The sequence below is a fragment of the Helicobacter mesocricetorum genome, from assembly GCF_900198605.1.
In the GTDB taxonomy this organism is placed as follows: domain Bacteria; phylum Campylobacterota; class Campylobacteria; order Campylobacterales; family Helicobacteraceae; genus Helicobacter_D; species Helicobacter_D mesocricetorum.
Window position 1 is genome coordinate 13,625 of the sequence record NZ_FZPJ01000020.1, and the last position, 15,888, is coordinate 29,512.

At 34.0% G+C, this 15,888-nt stretch carries 22 protein-coding genes; 11 read left to right on the forward strand and 11 right to left on the reverse strand.

Translation table 11 applies throughout. The features are described 5' to 3' along the window. Positions 1–32 precede the first annotated feature (32 nt). The 10 genes from C6H18_RS05630 (at position 33) to mnmE (ending at position 9,227) form a co-directional block, all read left to right on the forward strand. Entirely contained in the window at positions 33–1,448 is a 1,416-nt protein-coding gene (locus C6H18_RS05630; protein WP_104722136.1) for a TolC family protein, read from the forward strand. Beyond that, the gene (locus C6H18_RS05635; protein ID WP_104722137.1) at positions 1,445–2,707 is read left to right on the forward strand and encodes an efflux RND transporter periplasmic adaptor subunit; all 1,263 of its coding nucleotides are present in this window, start codon (positions 1,445–1,447) and stop codon (positions 2,705–2,707) included. The genes C6H18_RS05630 and C6H18_RS05635 overlap by 4 nt, the downstream gene beginning before the upstream one ends. Beyond that, complete coding sequence (locus tag C6H18_RS05640) at positions 2,707–3,390, forward strand: ABC transporter ATP-binding protein (protein ID WP_104722138.1); 684 nt, start codon at positions 2,707–2,709, stop codon at positions 3,388–3,390. The genes C6H18_RS05635 and C6H18_RS05640 overlap by 1 nt, the downstream gene beginning before the upstream one ends. 3 nt (positions 3,391–3,393) lie before the next feature. Next, a complete protein-coding gene (locus tag C6H18_RS05645) occupies positions 3,394–4,614 on the forward strand; it encodes an ABC transporter permease (RefSeq protein ID WP_104722139.1) in 1,221 nt (406 codons plus the stop codon). Between the two features lie 90 nt (positions 4,615–4,704). Beyond that, on the forward strand, positions 4,705–4,839 hold the full coding sequence (gene rpmH, locus C6H18_RS05650) for a 50S ribosomal protein L34 (protein WP_104722140.1): 135 nt from the start codon (positions 4,705–4,707) through the stop codon (positions 4,837–4,839). 12 nt (positions 4,840–4,851) lie between these two features. Continuing rightward, the gene (rnpA, locus tag C6H18_RS05655; protein WP_104722141.1) at positions 4,852–5,184 is read left to right on the forward strand and encodes a ribonuclease P protein component; all 333 of its coding nucleotides are present in this window, start codon (positions 4,852–4,854) and stop codon (positions 5,182–5,184) included. A 4-nt stretch (positions 5,185–5,188) separates the two neighbouring features. Beyond that, a complete protein-coding gene (gene yidD, locus C6H18_RS05660; RefSeq protein WP_233704079.1) occupies positions 5,189–5,557 on the forward strand; it encodes a membrane protein insertion efficiency factor YidD in 369 nt (122 codons plus the stop codon). Then, a complete protein-coding gene (gene yidC / locus C6H18_RS05665) occupies positions 5,550–7,169 on the forward strand; it encodes a membrane protein insertase YidC (RefSeq protein ID WP_104722142.1) in 1,620 nt (539 codons plus the stop codon). The genes yidD and yidC overlap by 8 nt, the downstream gene beginning before the upstream one ends. Beyond that, positions 7,166–7,867: a Jag N-terminal domain-containing protein gene (locus C6H18_RS05670; protein WP_104722143.1), complete on the forward strand. Its 702-nt coding sequence runs from the start codon at positions 7,166–7,168 to the stop codon at positions 7,865–7,867. The genes yidC and C6H18_RS05670 overlap by 4 nt, the downstream gene beginning before the upstream one ends. Then, on the forward strand, positions 7,821–9,227 hold the full coding sequence (gene mnmE / locus C6H18_RS05675) for a tRNA uridine-5-carboxymethylaminomethyl(34) synthesis GTPase MnmE (RefSeq protein WP_233704080.1): 1,407 nt from the start codon (positions 7,821–7,823) through the stop codon (positions 9,225–9,227). The genes C6H18_RS05670 and mnmE overlap by 47 nt, the downstream gene beginning before the upstream one ends. Here the strand turns inward: mnmE and C6H18_RS05680 are convergent, their stop codons facing one another. From C6H18_RS05680 to pgp3, 11 genes are all read right to left on the reverse strand, one after another. Beyond that, positions 9,228–9,860, reverse strand: a complete 633-nt coding sequence (locus C6H18_RS05680) for a C39 family peptidase (RefSeq protein WP_199770141.1) — start codon at positions 9,858–9,860, stop codon at positions 9,228–9,230. It lies immediately after the preceding gene. Between the two features lie 94 nt (positions 9,861–9,954). After that, complete coding sequence (locus tag C6H18_RS05685) at positions 9,955–10,818, reverse strand: hypothetical protein (RefSeq protein ID WP_104722146.1); 864 nt, start codon at positions 10,816–10,818, stop codon at positions 9,955–9,957. Between the two features lie 60 nt (positions 10,819–10,878). Then, positions 10,879–11,259, reverse strand: a complete 381-nt coding sequence (locus C6H18_RS05690; RefSeq protein ID WP_104722147.1) for a hypothetical protein — start codon at positions 11,257–11,259, stop codon at positions 10,879–10,881. Further along, the gene (locus C6H18_RS09435) at positions 11,213–11,509 is read right to left on the reverse strand and encodes a hypothetical protein (RefSeq protein WP_158654873.1); all 297 of its coding nucleotides are present in this window, start codon (positions 11,507–11,509) and stop codon (positions 11,213–11,215) included. The genes C6H18_RS05690 and C6H18_RS09435 overlap by 47 nt, the downstream gene beginning before the upstream one ends. A 2-nt stretch (positions 11,510–11,511) precedes the next feature. Further along, on the reverse strand, positions 11,512–11,973 hold the full coding sequence (locus C6H18_RS05695) for a hypothetical protein (RefSeq protein ID WP_104722148.1): 462 nt from the start codon (positions 11,971–11,973) through the stop codon (positions 11,512–11,514). Positions 11,974–12,084: 111 nt separating this feature from the next. Next, on the reverse strand, positions 12,085–12,393 hold the full coding sequence (locus C6H18_RS05700) for a hypothetical protein (protein ID WP_104722149.1): 309 nt from the start codon (positions 12,391–12,393) through the stop codon (positions 12,085–12,087). Between the two features lie 19 nt (positions 12,394–12,412). After that, positions 12,413–12,553, reverse strand: a complete 141-nt coding sequence (locus C6H18_RS09440) for a hypothetical protein (protein ID WP_158654874.1) — start codon at positions 12,551–12,553, stop codon at positions 12,413–12,415. Positions 12,554–12,629: 76 nt separating this feature from the next. Next, on the reverse strand, positions 12,630–12,872 hold the full coding sequence (locus tag C6H18_RS05705) for a hypothetical protein (RefSeq protein WP_104722150.1): 243 nt from the start codon (positions 12,870–12,872) through the stop codon (positions 12,630–12,632). Next, positions 12,866–13,156 carry a hypothetical protein gene (locus C6H18_RS05710; protein WP_104722151.1) on the reverse strand — a complete coding sequence of 97 codons (291 nt, stop codon included), beginning with the start codon at positions 13,154–13,156 and terminating at the stop codon, positions 12,866–12,868. The genes C6H18_RS05705 and C6H18_RS05710 overlap by 7 nt, the downstream gene beginning before the upstream one ends. A 466-nt stretch (positions 13,157–13,622) precedes the next feature. Further along, on the reverse strand, positions 13,623–14,228 hold the full coding sequence (locus C6H18_RS05715; RefSeq protein WP_104722152.1) for a class II aldolase and adducin N-terminal domain-containing protein: 606 nt from the start codon (positions 14,226–14,228) through the stop codon (positions 13,623–13,625). Between the two features lie 9 nt (positions 14,229–14,237). Further along, the gene (pgp3, locus tag C6H18_RS05720) at positions 14,238–15,041 is read right to left on the reverse strand and encodes a peptidoglycan metallopeptidase Pgp3 (protein ID WP_104722153.1); all 804 of its coding nucleotides are present in this window, start codon (positions 15,039–15,041) and stop codon (positions 14,238–14,240) included. Between the two features lie 280 nt (positions 15,042–15,321). Between pgp3 and grpE the strand changes: the two genes are divergently transcribed. After that, positions 15,322–15,870: a nucleotide exchange factor GrpE gene (grpE, locus tag C6H18_RS05725; RefSeq protein ID WP_104722154.1), complete on the forward strand. Its 549-nt coding sequence runs from the start codon at positions 15,322–15,324 to the stop codon at positions 15,868–15,870. Positions 15,871–15,888 lie beyond the last annotated feature (18 nt).

Consider the following 15,888-nt stretch of genomic DNA (forward strand, 5'->3'; position numbering starts at 1 on the left):
TGATAAAATTTTAGTTTTTAAGGATAAAAAGCTTGATATATTTTGCTTTAAGTATCTCTCTAGCAATCTTGTGTTTAGGTTGTGCCAAACTTCCAAACCCACAAGAACTAACCCACAAAATCCCGCAAAGCTTCAGCAATGAAGAAATCCTAATACACTCTAGCAATACCAATCTCACAGCCTCTTTAACCCCCAAAGAACAATTAAATACCTTATTCCTTGATGAATCCTTAAGTGAGCTTTATGAAATTGCGCTACAAAGTAATACCGATTTACAAATTATGCAAACAAGGATACAACAAGCCAACGCACAGCTAAAAAGTGCTTGGGGAGGAATTTTCCCAACCCTTAATGGGAATCTCAATACCGCTAATAACCATAGCAGGAGCAATACCAGTCCTGTTTCTAAAAGCTCTTCACAAACCACACAAATAGCAGCTACACTTTCTTGGGAGATTGATTTATTTGGGAGATTAAATGCCAACAAAAATGCTAAGGAATCTTTATATTATCAGAGTTTAGAAAATCTAAAAAATGCAGAAATTAGTCTTTTAGCCAATATTACAAGTCTTTACTTTACGCTTAGAGAAACTACTCTTAATATTCTCCTTACAGAAAAAAACATCACTGCCCTAACACAAATCTTGGAATTAACACGGCTTAAAGTAGAAAATGGTCTTTTAGATAGCACAGAGCTTTTTAATAAACAAGATTTACTAAGCAATGAACAAAACACCTTGCAATCACTTAAAATGCAATTAGAAGAAACTAAAAATGCGCTTTTGCTTTTGCTGGATTTAAACAACCTACCCTTTGATATTCACAATTCTTTTAGCTTTCATAATCCACAACCTCTAAATCCTCATATGATTCCAGCTGATGTGCTACTATCTCGCCCAGATATTCAAGCGAGTATCCAAAGCCTCTATGCACAAATCTATAATAAAGCTAATGCTAAAGCTAGTCTTTTTCCTATTTTATCCTTTAATGCCAATCTCAATGAAATTCTGCACTCTTCCACACAAAACAGCGGAAATATTGCGTGGCAGCTTGCTGCTTCACTAAGCGCCCCCCTACTTAATCGCACCCAATTAACACAAAATTACTTTTTACAAGATGCACTCTTAAAAGAATCCTATTTAACTTTGCAAAAAAATCTAAACACCGCATTTATCGAAATAGAAAATGCCATTTTTAATACCCAAAATACACAATCTCAACTCGAAAATAATACGCACAGACTACAAAATGCCAAAGAATACTATGATTTCTCTAATAATCGTAGAATCACAGGATTAATCGATGATTTGGAATATTTAAACAATGTAACCCTTCTAAATAATTCGCAAAAAAGCTTTAATTCATCAAAAAATGCCAAACTCCAAGCCCTCATTACATTATTTAAAGCATTTGGTGGCAATCTTTATCTCTCTAAAGGAATGCAATGATTTCTTCGCAAAATATTTTACAAAACTTAAACCCCAAAAAAAGCTACAAAAAACTCTTTTTATTGTCTATTAGTGCCGTTTTAATACTTCTTTTTTTAATTGGAGGAATCTACTATTGGAGCAATAAAGCACCCATTATTACTTACCAAACCAAAGAAGTATTTATAGGCGATATTTCAAGCACTATTAATGCTAATGGAACTCTCTCCCCAACCAATGAAGTCTCCATAGGAAGCGTCATTTCAGGCATTGTTTTAGAGGTTTTTGTCGATGTTAATGATAGGGTAAGCAAAGGAGAGGTTTTAGCAAAAATTGATTCAGAGAGCATTGAGCAAAATCTCTATCGGTTTAAAGCCCAACTAGAAAGTGCAAAGGCTCAATTAAAAAGCTCTCAAGTGGCTTTAGAAGAAAAACAATGGCAATACCAACAACTCCAAAATCTTTATGAAAAAACACAAGGTAAAACCCCCTCTGTTTTAGAATTACAAAGCGCAAAAACCTCCTATAATGCAGCCCTTAGTGATATAGAAATTAAAAAAGCAACCATTAAAGAAATTGAAACTTCTATCCGCTCTACCCAAGTGGATTTGAAAAACTCTCAAATCACCAGCCCTATTGATGGCATTATTTTAAAACGTTCCATTGAAGTTGGACAAAGTGTAGCAGCCTCCTTTCAAGCTCCTGAATTTTTCATCGTAGCAGAAAGCCTAGAAGAAATGGAACTTAATGCTAGTGTTTCAGAAGCTGATATTGGGAAAGTGCAAGTAGGACAAAAAGTAAAGTTTAGTGTAGATTCCTACCCCTCAAAAACCTTTGAAGAAAAAATTAATCGTGTAAATTATGGCTCTAATTCTACGAATTCTAGCACTTCAAGCAATGCTGTTGTAAGCTATGAAGTAAAAATTTATGTCCATAACAAAGACTTGCTTTTGCGTCCGGGAATGAGTGCGACAGCTGATATTGAAGTAGCAAATGCACAAAATGTTCTTTTAGTCCCCTCTAGTGCCTTATATTTCACCCCCAAAAGCACTGCCCAAACACAAAAAAAGAATCCCTTCAACCCCTTAAGTGGTATTAAAAAAAGACCAAATTCCCAAAAAACAACAACCAATCAAGGAAAAACGCTTTGGGTATTAGAAAATAACTCTCCTAAGCAAATTGAAGTGGAAGTTGGTATTAGCAATGGAGAATATACACAAATCTCTAGTGAATTAATCCAACCCGGAACTCAAGTTATCATTGGACAACAAGGTAACTAATGGAATTCATACAATTAAGCAATATCCATAAAAGTTATGGAAAACCCCCTAATAACTTTGAAGCCTTAAAAGGAGTAAATCTTCAAATAGAGCAAAGTGAATTTATCGCTCTAATGGGACCAAGTGGTAGCGGAAAATCCACAATGGCAAATATATTAGGCACTCTTGATAGTCCAACAAGCGGAATCTATGAATTTTGTGGCGTTAATGTCTGTGCTTTAAGCCTCAAAGAAAAAGCCCTCTTAAGAAGGCATTATATTGGCTTTATTTTTCAAGGATTTAACCTTTTACCCAAAACAACAGCTTTAGAAAATGTCGAACTACCCCTTATCTATCGCCAAATCCCCAAAAAAGAACGTTTAAGAATCTCTATGGAAGCACTAGAAATGGTAGGGCTAGAGAAATGGTATAACCATAGCAATAATGAACTAAGCGGGGGACAGCAACAAAGGGTGGCTATTGCAAGGGCTATTGCCTCAAAACCGCTTTTTTTGTTAGCCGATGAGCCAACAGGAAATCTTGATACCAAAAGAAGTATAGAGATTATGGAGATTCTCTCAAGACTAAATCGTGATTTTAAAATCACCATTTTGATGGTAACCCACGAGCCTGATATGGCACAATATGCCTCAAGAGAAATACTCTTTTTAGATGGTTTAATCCAACAAGATTCTAAAAGGTAATAAATGATTTTAAACGCATTTTTTCTAGCTTTTCGACAAATTACAAGAAGTTTTTTACGCTCTTTTTTAACAATGCTAGGGATTATTATTGGCGTTGGTGCTGTGATTGTTATGATTGCTTTAGGAAATGGCACTACATTAGCTATTACAGAGCAAATGAGTAGCTTAGGAAGTAATATTTTGCTGATATTTCCTGCAAGAGACCAAACACCAGGAAGAGGTGGAAGAAAACAATTTATGCTAAAAGATGTAGAAGTACTAAAGCTTCAAGTTGGGTATTTAACACGCGCTATTGCTCCTTTAGCCTCTACAAGCCTTCTAGCACAATTCCGACAGAACAATACCCAAACAGAAATATTTGGTATTGATGAAGATTATTTCATCGCTACAAATTGGGAAATTGCGCAAGGAAGGAACTTTAGCAAAGAAGAATACAAAGCAGGTAGCAATGTTTGTATGATTGGTGGGAGTGTTTTAAAAAATCTTTTCAATAACAATCTAAGTGATGCTTTAGGTTCTCGCATTAAACTTGGGAATATTATTTGTGATTGCATAGGTGTCTTAGCGAGCAAAGGACAAGGTGCTTGGGGAAATGATCAAGATGATGTCATTTTACTCCCGCTTAAAACCTACCAAAGGAGTATTTTAAAATCAGATTCTCTTTACAATATTAATCGCTTGATGGTTTCGCTTAAAGATAATATAGATTCCGCCACTGCTGTTAATGAAATCTCTAGGGCATTACAACAAATACGCAATATCAAAAAAGGGCAAAAAAATGATTTTGAAATTATGGATACCAAACAAATTCTTGAAATTATGAAAAATACAACCAATAATCTTACCTTATTTTTAGGTGCTATTGCGGGAGTTAGTTTGATTATAGGGGGTATTGGGATTATGAATATTATGCTGGTATCTGTTACCGAACGCACCAAAGAAATAGGAACGCGTTTGGCTATTGGTGCGCTACAAAGTGAGGTTTTATTGCAATTTCTCATTGAAGCAATAACTTTAAGCTCTCTTGGTGGAATTTTAGGAATTATTTTAGCTTTTTTTACATCTTTAGGCATTAGCCACTTAATGGACATTCCCTTTAGCTTTGATTATAGTATTGCTATATTTGCCTTTTTATTTTCTGCCTTTATTGGAATCTTATTTGGCTATCTCCCTGCTAGAAGAGCTTCAAAACTCGACCCTATTGATGCACTAAGACACGAATAGATTTTATTTCTTATAGGGAATGGGATTGAAAACTTGTTTTAAGTAATTTTTTTATAGAATAAAAATTCATTTCAAATTAAGGCAGTTTTAATGAAAAGAACCTATCAACCACACAATACCCCAAGAAAAAGAACTCACGGCTTTCGAGTAAGAATGCAAACAAAAAATGGAAGAAGAATTATCAATGCTAGACGCGCTAAAGGAAGAAAAAAATTAGCTATCTAAATTGGAATTATTTTGATTACTTTAAAGATAAGAACAGAGTTTGAAAATGTTTATAAAAGCCAAAAAAGATGGCATAACCCCTATTTTATCCTCTTTTTCAAAGAGAATATCCACCCCCAAAAAAGAATAGGATTTTGCGTGTCTAAAAAGGTAGGAAATGCAGTTTGTAGAAACTCTATAAAAAGACGATTTCGCAATATCTATAAAGAATCCATACCAAAGCTAAAAAATGGCGATATGATTTTATTGGCTAAAAATGGCGCAGATAAAATTTCCTATCAAACTTTAAAAAACAATTATAACTATGCACTTTCAAGACTTCATTTAATGGAAAAATCAGGATAAATTTATGTTTAAAAAAATAGGTAAAGTCAGTATTGCAATGATTAATTTTTATCAATGTTACATTTCTGCTTTATTGGGCGCAAAATGTCGCTATTATCCTAGTTGTTCAGAATACTCTAAACAAATCTTCCAATTTCATAATCCTTTTGTGGCTTTTTATAAAACATTCTTACGCATTTTAAGTTGCAATCAATTTTTTCAAGGGGGGATTAATTACCCAAAAGCAACCCTTTTTATACAACCTGTTTTTACCTCACCAAGATATTTTGACTTTTGGCTTATCCCTACACAGCCTATACTCTTTAGCCTAAGAAGCTTCACAAAACAACAAGTTTATATCATCAAAAATCTATCAAAGGACTCTCGTGTTTAACAAAATTGACAATCTAAGCTCTCAAGCAAGAATCCTCATTGCTATTATTTTAGCACTCTTGTTTTTTGTCCCTTATAGTTATTTTTATAAACCTACTCAAACCATACAAACCCAAGCCATAAAAGAAGAGAGCAAAACAACGCAATCTGCTATCCCACAAACCATTGAAGAACAAAGCAAACCAATACAACAAAATCTCTCCACAAACAATAATACAGCAAAAGAAATTATAGCAACCATCCAATCTAAAAATTTTGAATACCAAATTGATAGATTAGGGAGAATCACTCAAGCTTTTTTAAAAGAAGCAAGATACCAAAAAGACTCCCAAGAATTAGCACTCTTCTCCACAGATCTTTCTCATCAAGATAATCCAAAACCTTTAGAAATAAGATTCTCCGACCCTTTAATCAATCAACAAGCTTTCAATACCCCTTACTTTACCAACACTGCCACTATCCAAATAGAAGATAACCCACAAACTCTCACACTCACACAAAAACTCCAAGAAATCACCATTGAAAAACATATTACCTTTTATCCCAATGGGTATTATGAAATAACTATTAATATCCCGCAAAACTATGCTTACTTTATATCTCCGGGGATGCGCCCAAATGTAGAAAGTGATGCTTATATCTTCAAAGGTGTCATTATCAAAGAATCCGATAACACCATAACCACCATAGAAGACGGGGACGCTAAAGAACAAATTAATTTCAAAAACTCTACTATCTTAGCTGCTGTTGATAGATACTACACAACCCTGCTCTTTAAGCAAAATGGAAATATGGATTCTATTATTTTAAACAATACCAATAAAGATCCAATGCCCTTTATTAGTGCCAATGGGAACATCACCCTATCAGGCTATATTGGACCCAAAGATTATAGGATGTTAGAAAATATCAATCCAACTTTAACAGATGTTATAGAATATGGGATTATTACCTTTTTTGCAAAGCCCCTTTTTCTACTTTTAGATACCCTCTATAAACTAACAGGCAATTGGGGTTGGGCTATTATTTTACTCACACTTATTGTTAGAATCGTGCTTTATCCACTTACTTATAAGGGTATGGTTTCTATGCAAAAGCTCAAAGATTTAGCCCCTAAACTAAAAGAAATACAAGCAAAGTATAAAGGAGAACCCCAAAAACTACAAGCCCATATGATGGAACTCTATAAAAAACACGGAGCGAACCCTATGGGAGGATGTTTGCCCCTACTTTTGCAACTCCCTGTATTCTTTGCAATCTATCGCGTCTTGTATAATGCTATTGAGCTAAAAGGTGCGCAATGGCTTTTGTGGATTAAGGATCTATCGGTTATGGACCCTTATTTTGTATTACCTATTTTAATGGGGCTTACAATGTTTTTACAACAGCATTTAACGCCCACTACTTTCACAGACCCTATGCAAGAAAAAATCTTTAAATTCCTACCACTAATTTTCACGATATTTTTTGTTACTTTTCCTTCAGGATTAGTGCTTTATTGGTTTGTTAATAATGTTTTTTCAATCCTCCAACAACTTGCTATTAACAAATCTTTAGCTTATAAAAAATCCAAAGAAATTGCAGAACACAAACACTCAAAAGATTCCCGATGAAGAAAATAGAAGCTGATAATTTAGAAAATGCACTCATAAAAGCCTCTAATGAATTTAACTGCTCGGTTGTAGATTTAGAATATGAAATTATCCAAAACCCCTCAAAAGGATTTTTAGGATTTGGTAAAAAGTCTTCTATTATTTGTGTAGAGCCTAAAATAAAATCCCAAGAAGAATCCAACAAAGAAAATACAAAAGATTTAGCACATCAAGTCCCCCCACAACAAGAAAACAATCTAGCAATAATTGCAAAAGCTATCCAAAAAGAATTAGAAGAATTACTAAGCTTACTGCCTTATAAGATTAATACAATCTTCGTAGAACCCTATGATGAAAACACCTTATATATTAAACTTGATGGCGAAGATTCTGCCTTGCTTATTGGCAAAGAGGGCTATCGCTATAAGGCGATTTCTTATTTGCTCTTTAATTGGATAAATCACAAATATGGGCTAATGATACGACTTGAAATTGCAGAATTTTTGAAAAATCAAGAAGAAATGATTGCCAATTATTTATTACCTATTATTGATACGATTAAAACAACAGGTAAAGCCCAAACCAAACCTTTAGATGGGGTTTTAGCACACATTGCCATTACACAGCTAAGGGAGCAGTTTCCTAATAAATACATTGCCTTTCGCTTAACCAATGATGGGCAAAAATACATTATCATCAATGAATTTCACTATCAATGACACTATCGTAGCCCCTGCAACCACTTATGGCACCTCCTCTGTCAATATCATTCGCCTAAGTGGAGAAAATAGTCTAAAAATAGCCTCTCAATTAGCAAGAAAAGACCTAAGCAACCTGCCTCCTCGCTTTGCAAAACTCACCAAAATCTATTTCCAAGATAAACTAGGGCAGGACACACTTTTAGATGAATGCCTTATCCTCTACTTCAAAGCCCCCCATAGCTATACCACAGAAGATGTAGTAGAGTTTCAATGCCACGGGGGGACCTTTATCGCAAAAAACATTATGGAAGAATGCCTTAAATATGGAGCCACTCTGGCTAAACCCGGAGAATTTACCAAAAGAGCCTTTTTAGGAGGCAGGATTGATTTAAGCCAAGCCCAAGCTATCGCTAAACTTATCCAATCTAACAATGCACAAGCACATAAAATGCTAATGCGGCATTTAAAGGGCGAAATGCAAGAGTTTTGCGAAGACTTAAGGGAATCTCTGCTAAAAATACTAGCCCATAGCGAAGTGTTTATCGACTATGCAGAGGAGGACCTTCCCACAGATTTACTCCAAAGCCTCCAAGAACAGCTTGATTCTATCTTGCAAAACCTCTCAAACCTACTAGAGCAATCCAAACAAAAACGCAATCTCTTTGAGGGATATAGAATCTGCATTATCGGCAAACCCAATGTTGGCAAAAGCTCCCTTTTAAACGCTCTTTTGGGGGATAATCGTGCCATTGTTAGCGATATTGCAGGCACAACGCGCGATAGTATCGAAGAGAATTTTATGCTAGAGGGACATTTATTGCGGCTAATTGATACCGCAGGGATTAGAAAAAATGCAGAGACTATCGAAAGTGAAGGTATCCAAAGAAGCTTACAAAAAGCAGAAAATAGCGATTTACTCCTTGCTCTTTTTGATAATAGTAGAATCTTTGATGAGGAGGATTTGGAGATTCTTAATCTTTTGCAAAACTACAAAGATTCCAAAAAAATCGTTGCAATTATCAATAAAAATGATTTAAAAAGCTGTTTTAATCAAGAATATCTAGCTTCCTTTAACCCCTTATTGCTTTCTTTAAAAGACAAAGATTCCCTACACTCTCTCAAAGAGCATTTAAAAACTATCTTAAGCTCCACAGACAATAACGACACATTGCTCCTAACCTCCCAATACCAATTTGCTACGATACAAACTTGCATCAATGCACTTCAAAACTCTAAAGAACCTTTGCAAAATGGCGAATTAGAACTCTTTAGCTTCCACATCAATGAAGCACTACAAGCCATTGCCTCCATTACTAAGCCCTATGAATACTCCCAAATGCTAGATAAAATGTTTAGTGATTTTTGCTTAGGAAAATAATTAAAATCCCCTAAAAATCATTTGCTTTTTGGCTTGAAGTGTTTGCCTTTTCAAAGCATTGCTAAAAAAGTCTTGCTTAGATTCTTGAGGTATTAGGGGCAGTATCGCAAGGAATTTTCCTCTAAAAAGCTCCCCATTTTCAAATTCTCCCCTTGTATCATACATCGCTAAAAACTGCTCTTTACTCAAAGTCCTATTCCCAAGTGAGGGGTCGGCTAACCATACAATCCTTTCATTAATGCCCCTAATGACCGAGAAATGATCGCTTTTTCTATGCTTAAGATAAACCACCACAGGAATCTTAAGCCTAGAGAGTTGCTCAAAACTCGCAGCAAAACCCTGTGCCTTAAACCCAAATCCTGCCAACGCCTTTGCCATATCCTCAAAACTTGATTTATTATCGCCTTTATCCATTGCCTTAAGTATCTCTTCTTCACTTATCTCTTTATCATAATAAAAAGTAAGTATGGTCGCTAAGGAAGCAGCCCCACAAGAATAATCCAAATCTTGTTTGATGATTTTTTCATCCCTTAATTCCTTATAGCTTTTTACACCTACAAAGAGAGTATTGGAGGGATTTATAAGAAAATGATAATCTCTAGCATAGGCTAAAGAGATACAAAAAAGAAACAATAAAATCCTTAATTTAGAGGATATTATCTGCCAAATCATTGTGCGATTCCTTTAAAGTTATTCTAAGGAGTAAGCCCTCTGTCCTAAAAGCCTCTTAAAAAGTATAATTCCAATGCAAAGTGGCACTACTATTACTATCTTTTTGCGTAGCAGCCTTGAAGCTAAGGTTTAGGATATTCCCTTCAGAAAAACCATATCCCAAGCCAAAAGTTGGCTGAAGGAAGCTACGATGAAGCCCCTCTTTCCTGCTATTAAATCTACTCGCCCTTTGGTGAAGCCATTCAAACCCTAAGCTTAAGGTAACCCACTCATTAACCGCAAAGCCAACATTAGGATGAAGCAAAAGCACATTTCCGGGCTTATAATCTCCATCTTTGCTTTTGCGTTTATGACTATAACGATAGGTGGTGTTTAAAACTAAAACAATAGGATCGATACTCTTATACACAATACCTCCTACTTGCAAAGAGTGCAAATACGAGGATTTATTAAGGTTTTTCTCATAAAGTGCAGTTTCTACATAACCCAAAACACCTATGCTAGAATCATCTTTCAAAAACTCATAATTCACACCCAGCCAACCATCTATCGGCTTATGCTCAAAGATATTCGTAGAAACACTAGGATCTTTTTGTTGCCTATAGCTCCCTAGATAGCTACCGCGAATATAAATATCAGTTTTATTACTTATCCCATAATGAATCCCTAAAGTCCCAATAAGATTATCCCTCTCTTGCTCACTCTCCCCAAAGCTAGAGGGAATAGCGACAAAACCGGTATTGCTAATAGGCACGATAATGGGATCGCCTGTGGAGAGATTCTGACTTTTGGAGTTGGTATAGCTAAGAGAACTTTCAAGCTTAAACTTCCCCTTCCCACTCACTAAATCCTCTACCAACAAAGGCATATCTGCCGATAAAGATGTATAAAAAACAACAAAGAATAATAAGACGCGCATAAAACCTCCTTTGAAAAACTCTTATGAATTTAAAAATTAGCAACCAATAAATTCGCTAAATTACTCTACAAACATAGGGCAAAAGAAACAAAATATAGCAAAAAAATAAATATCTACCCAACTATAAAATCTATAAAAATAACTTCTACTTCCTTGCACGATAAAAAACTTAGTATGGGCTTTATAGTGATAGCATAGAAAGATAAGGACTCTCTCTAACATAATAACAAGCATTCCAAGAAATTGCCACCATTTGGTATCAAAGAAAATAAGAGAGATGATTAGAAAAAGAGTTTCGATAAAAATGTGAAAATAAAAAAATACTTTAAAAGCATCAGATTCTTTTCTTGATTCTAAAAGCGTTTTAAATCTCGACCACATAGAATAACTTTTATTAATAGAAATAAGATGGTAGAGAGAATATCTTAGACAATAATTCATTAAGGGTATCCTTACCATTCATCCTAAAAATCCTAATGGCAAAGAATTTATGACATCTCTGCTCAATATAACAAAGCATAAGGATACTAAAAATAAGGAAAGTAGGAATCATAAATATTATATATATACTAGAAGTCTCATAATAAAAAACATAACCAATAAACCCTAGAACTACAAGCCCAAAGTTAAAAAGTGTGATACCCCATACCACACTTCTTGTAGAGAGAATGATTCGTTTTTTGACTAGCATTTTTATCTTCTAAAATATCGAGATTTAAAAGAATCCCAACGAGGTTGCACATATTTAGTCATTACCCTACCATGAACTACTCTTGCACCCATTGTTGCGGGAGCCAATGTCATCTTTAGAGGAATCTGCTTTATCCCCCACGCCTTCGGCGAATAATAACCCCTAGTAGCTCCTAACGCAACAGCTATTCCAAAACTTCTCCAGCTCCAGCCTTGATTTCTACCAATTTGATAAGCAACATTATGAACACCCCCATAAAATGCACCAAAACCCATTCTAACTGCCATATATGGCAACCACGCCCCCTCTGTCGTTATCATCTCCTCATTAGAGAGTGCAATTAACTCTAAAGGTTTAGAATCTTTTATAAAAAGCGATTCTATTTCCTCTTGCGTGAAACTATCTTGAGCAAAGGTAAAGATAGAAAAAAGATTAAACAATACAATACTGCTAAATATTTTCATTAATGAACTCCTTAAAATGTAATTTTAATAAAGCTATCTTATTTTTACTATATTAAAATAATAAAGGGAATTAAAAATGGAGTAATGGAGTATAAAAAAGTAACATATACCTTAATCAAGCAACATCATCAATAACATTGTTAATCCAAAAAAGCATAAATTCATAATAATACAGGCTAATGCTTTAGGAGGGTAGTAGAAATTATTTTTATAAAACCATTCTACAGAAAAATGACAGGATACTTTGTTTTTATCAAGCCAATAGAGACAAGCAAACATTAAGGACAAAGTGGCAAGAGTTATTATAAGACGCAATAAACTTAACTCGCCATAAAGGTAAAATAACAAATCAACAATCCCAATAATAACAAAGACACCTAGACAAAAATATAAAAGGATAGATTCTTTAGTAATTTTCATAAGTCTATACCCCCATTAACTACCATTCCATTCTTACAAATCGTCCAGCAGAGACATTACCAATTATTACTATTGGCGCTCCTAATTTATTTCGCATAGCAACCACTGACTTCCTAGCTATCCATACACCCTCTACACTTCTTATAGCCCCTACTGCCACAGCTCCTCCAAAACTCCACTGATTCCAACCCTGCTTCCTACCAAATAATAAGATATGCCTTAATCATAATTAAAAATTAAGTTTTATTAATGGGTTTCTTAAAGAAAATTATTAAAACCAATGCGACACAAACCAATGCAACAAAGGCTAGATTAAGGATTTCATTATGAAATCTAACAGCCATTACTAGGATTGTTAAGAGAAAAAAACTAATAAATCGCTTGTAGCTAATCTTATCTAAATGGCATAAAACATAAAGCCACAGCAGAGAATAAACTGAACCCACAGCAAAAGTTAATCCCTCTATTGAAATTACCATCTAGTGTATAACCAAGGTCTTCCATAATAAATATAATCTTGTGGTCTAGGGGCATTTAAATAGGTTAGATTAGTAAATGTTAGACTCATTCCAATCCTTAACGCCAATAATGGCAACCACGCTCCCTCTGTCGTTCTCATCTCCTCATTAGAGAGTGCTATTAGCTCTAAAGGTTTAGAATCTTTTATAAAAAGCGATTCTATTTCCTCTTGCGTAAAGCTATCTTGAGCAAAGGTAAAGATAGAAAAAAGACTAAAGAATACAATACTGCTAAATATTTTCATTAATGAACTCCTTAAAATGTAATTTTAATAAAGGCATTTTATTTTTAACTATATTAAAATGATTTTAAAATGATAAAGGGAATTAAAAATGGAGTAATGGAGTATAAAAAAGTAACATTGTAATATTTTAAATAAAATCTATCCATACAAAAAATAATAAGATTTATAAAGGTTTTATTAAAAAATATTAAAACTTAAAACTAATCAAACCACCCTGTAAAAATATCTCCCAATGTATAAAACGCAAATAATAAAAACACATCTAACAATAAATAAACCAACAATTAGGATACCTATGCTCATACAGGCATTGCAAGCAATAAGGGCTGTAAAAATTAGGATAATCCTATGTAATAGCTTCTTCTTGGCATTAAACACCAAAATTGCATTAAATTAAGGCTTGAGATTTTATTATGCAATAAGTCCATAGATTTAAAGTTATATAAAAAAATACGAAACCCAAAAATTAAATTTCAAATAAATTTTGAGTTTGTCGGCTACCTTCTAAGAGAGAATTAAAATAGAGGATTTTACAGGTATTTTCTAATAAAGCAGTCATTTTAGAAAGGGATTGTAAATTTCTATCATAAGCATACACTCCATAGCCCTTTATAACCATAATCTTTTTATCATTTTCCCTAAAATAACGATTAATTTCCACATCCGCCCTTTCATACCAATTATCGTAATCTTTGGGGTTATACACATCAAGAACACCTAAAATTCTCGACCCAAAATAATCTTTAGGGATAATTTTGTCATAGCTTAGAGTATAAGAAGTCGTAAAAGGAGGCATTCCATAGGCAATGTATTTAGCATTGGGAAGGTTTTGATACAGCAAAGAATGGATAAAGGCATCCATACTTGCACCACTCCAACGATAATCCCTCTTGTGATAAAGCGTTATTAAAGAATCCTCATTCAAATCATCAAAAATTGCTTCTTTTTTGTTGATTAAAAAATGTCCTTCTTCAAGTTTTGCAGAAATAGAACCCTGAAAGATTCCAAAAAAATTCTTTCTAAACATTGCCAAAGAAACTTTTTGAAGATTGAGTAAAGTATTTTTATCCATTGGCTATTCTTAATCCTCAAAAAGAAGATTGATTTGATGGATAAAATCTAAGGGATCAACTTGAACTCCCTGCACTAAAAATCCAAAATGCAAATGAGGACCACTTACTCTTCCACTATCTCCACTTAGAGCAATCAAATCTCCTTTATTAACCCTATCTCCCACCTTAACCTTTAAAACATTACAATGATAATACATACTAAAAACCCCTTCACCATGATCAATAATCACAGAGCCACCAGCTAAAAATCTCTCTTTTGCAAGCACTACCTTACCGCTATTACTCGCATAAATAGGTGTTCCAACCGCTGCCCTAAAATCTGTGCCACTATGATAACTACTGACTTCACCATTAAAAACTCTAGCATTGCCATAAGCACTTGTTATTTTACTCTCCACAGGATAAATAAAAGGCTCACTCCAATAACGCTCTTTAGTGTGTATCGCATAAATCTCTTGTGTTTCTTTGCGTTCCTTTCGTATCCGCTCTTGATTTTTTTTATTAGGCTTTGCTTTAGCAGGCGAAACATAAATTTGCTCTTTTTTATAATTCCCCTCTTGTATCTTCAAAATTCCTCTATTACCCAAAGATATATTAATAGGCTTAGTGCGATAAGGAATACCAATAAAAGAAATTTTTTTAGCAGGATTACTAGGATGGGTTAGCCAAACATAAGTTTTATTTAGAATCTTTAAAGGCTGTGGATTATTTTCTAAAGTTTCTAAAATAATAGTTTTACCATTTTCTACAATATATTCATTCTGCGCTAAAAGCCATAAAGGCAACAATAAAACACAAAGGATTCTTGGCATAAATTCCTCAACCTTTAATAATATTAAAAGCCTGAAGAATATCAGAGTTTTACTTACAAAACAATATTAATTCCAAAACAATATTGTTTCAGCAACAAGCTTAACAAAAAGGTATTTTTGGGAATATTACATTTTTCTTATTAAGAAAGTTTAGCTTATTTTATTAATTTAACTTGACATTACAAGACTAAAGTTATATAATTTTGCTTGAATTTTAGAAGAATAATTGCTAAAATTCGCATTGAAGTTATTATTCTTAAAGCTTAAGGAGTGAAATGAAATGCAAGAAAATGAAAATTCGCCCATAGATTCTTCGCAAAAACAAGAAGAATCCCAAGAAATAGAAAATACCCAAGAAGATGATTCTAAAGAATCTTTAGAAAGTAAAATCAAAGAATTGCAAGACCAATATCTTCGCACCTATGCAGATTTTGAAAATACCAAAAAACGGCTTATCCGCGAAAAAGACCAAGCCCTAGAATATGCGTATGAAAAAATTGCTAAGGATTTACTGCCAAGCATTGATGCTTTAGAAAATGCCCTAAAAAGCATTAAAGATTCTAAAGAAAACCTTCAAGAAGGTGAGATTATAGAAAAAATTGAGGAGGGAATTGCATTAACCTTAGACAATCTTTTAAAAACTCTTGCAAAACACGGGATTGAACCCATTGATACCACAGGAGAATTTGACCCCAATTTCCACGATGCGATTATGCAAGTGCAAAGCGATACGCACAAAGCAGGAGAAATTGTCGCAGAAATGCAAAAAGGGTATAAATATAAAGAAAGGGTGCTAAGACCTTCAATGGTTAGCATCGCAAAAGCTTAAAAAAATATAAATAAAGGA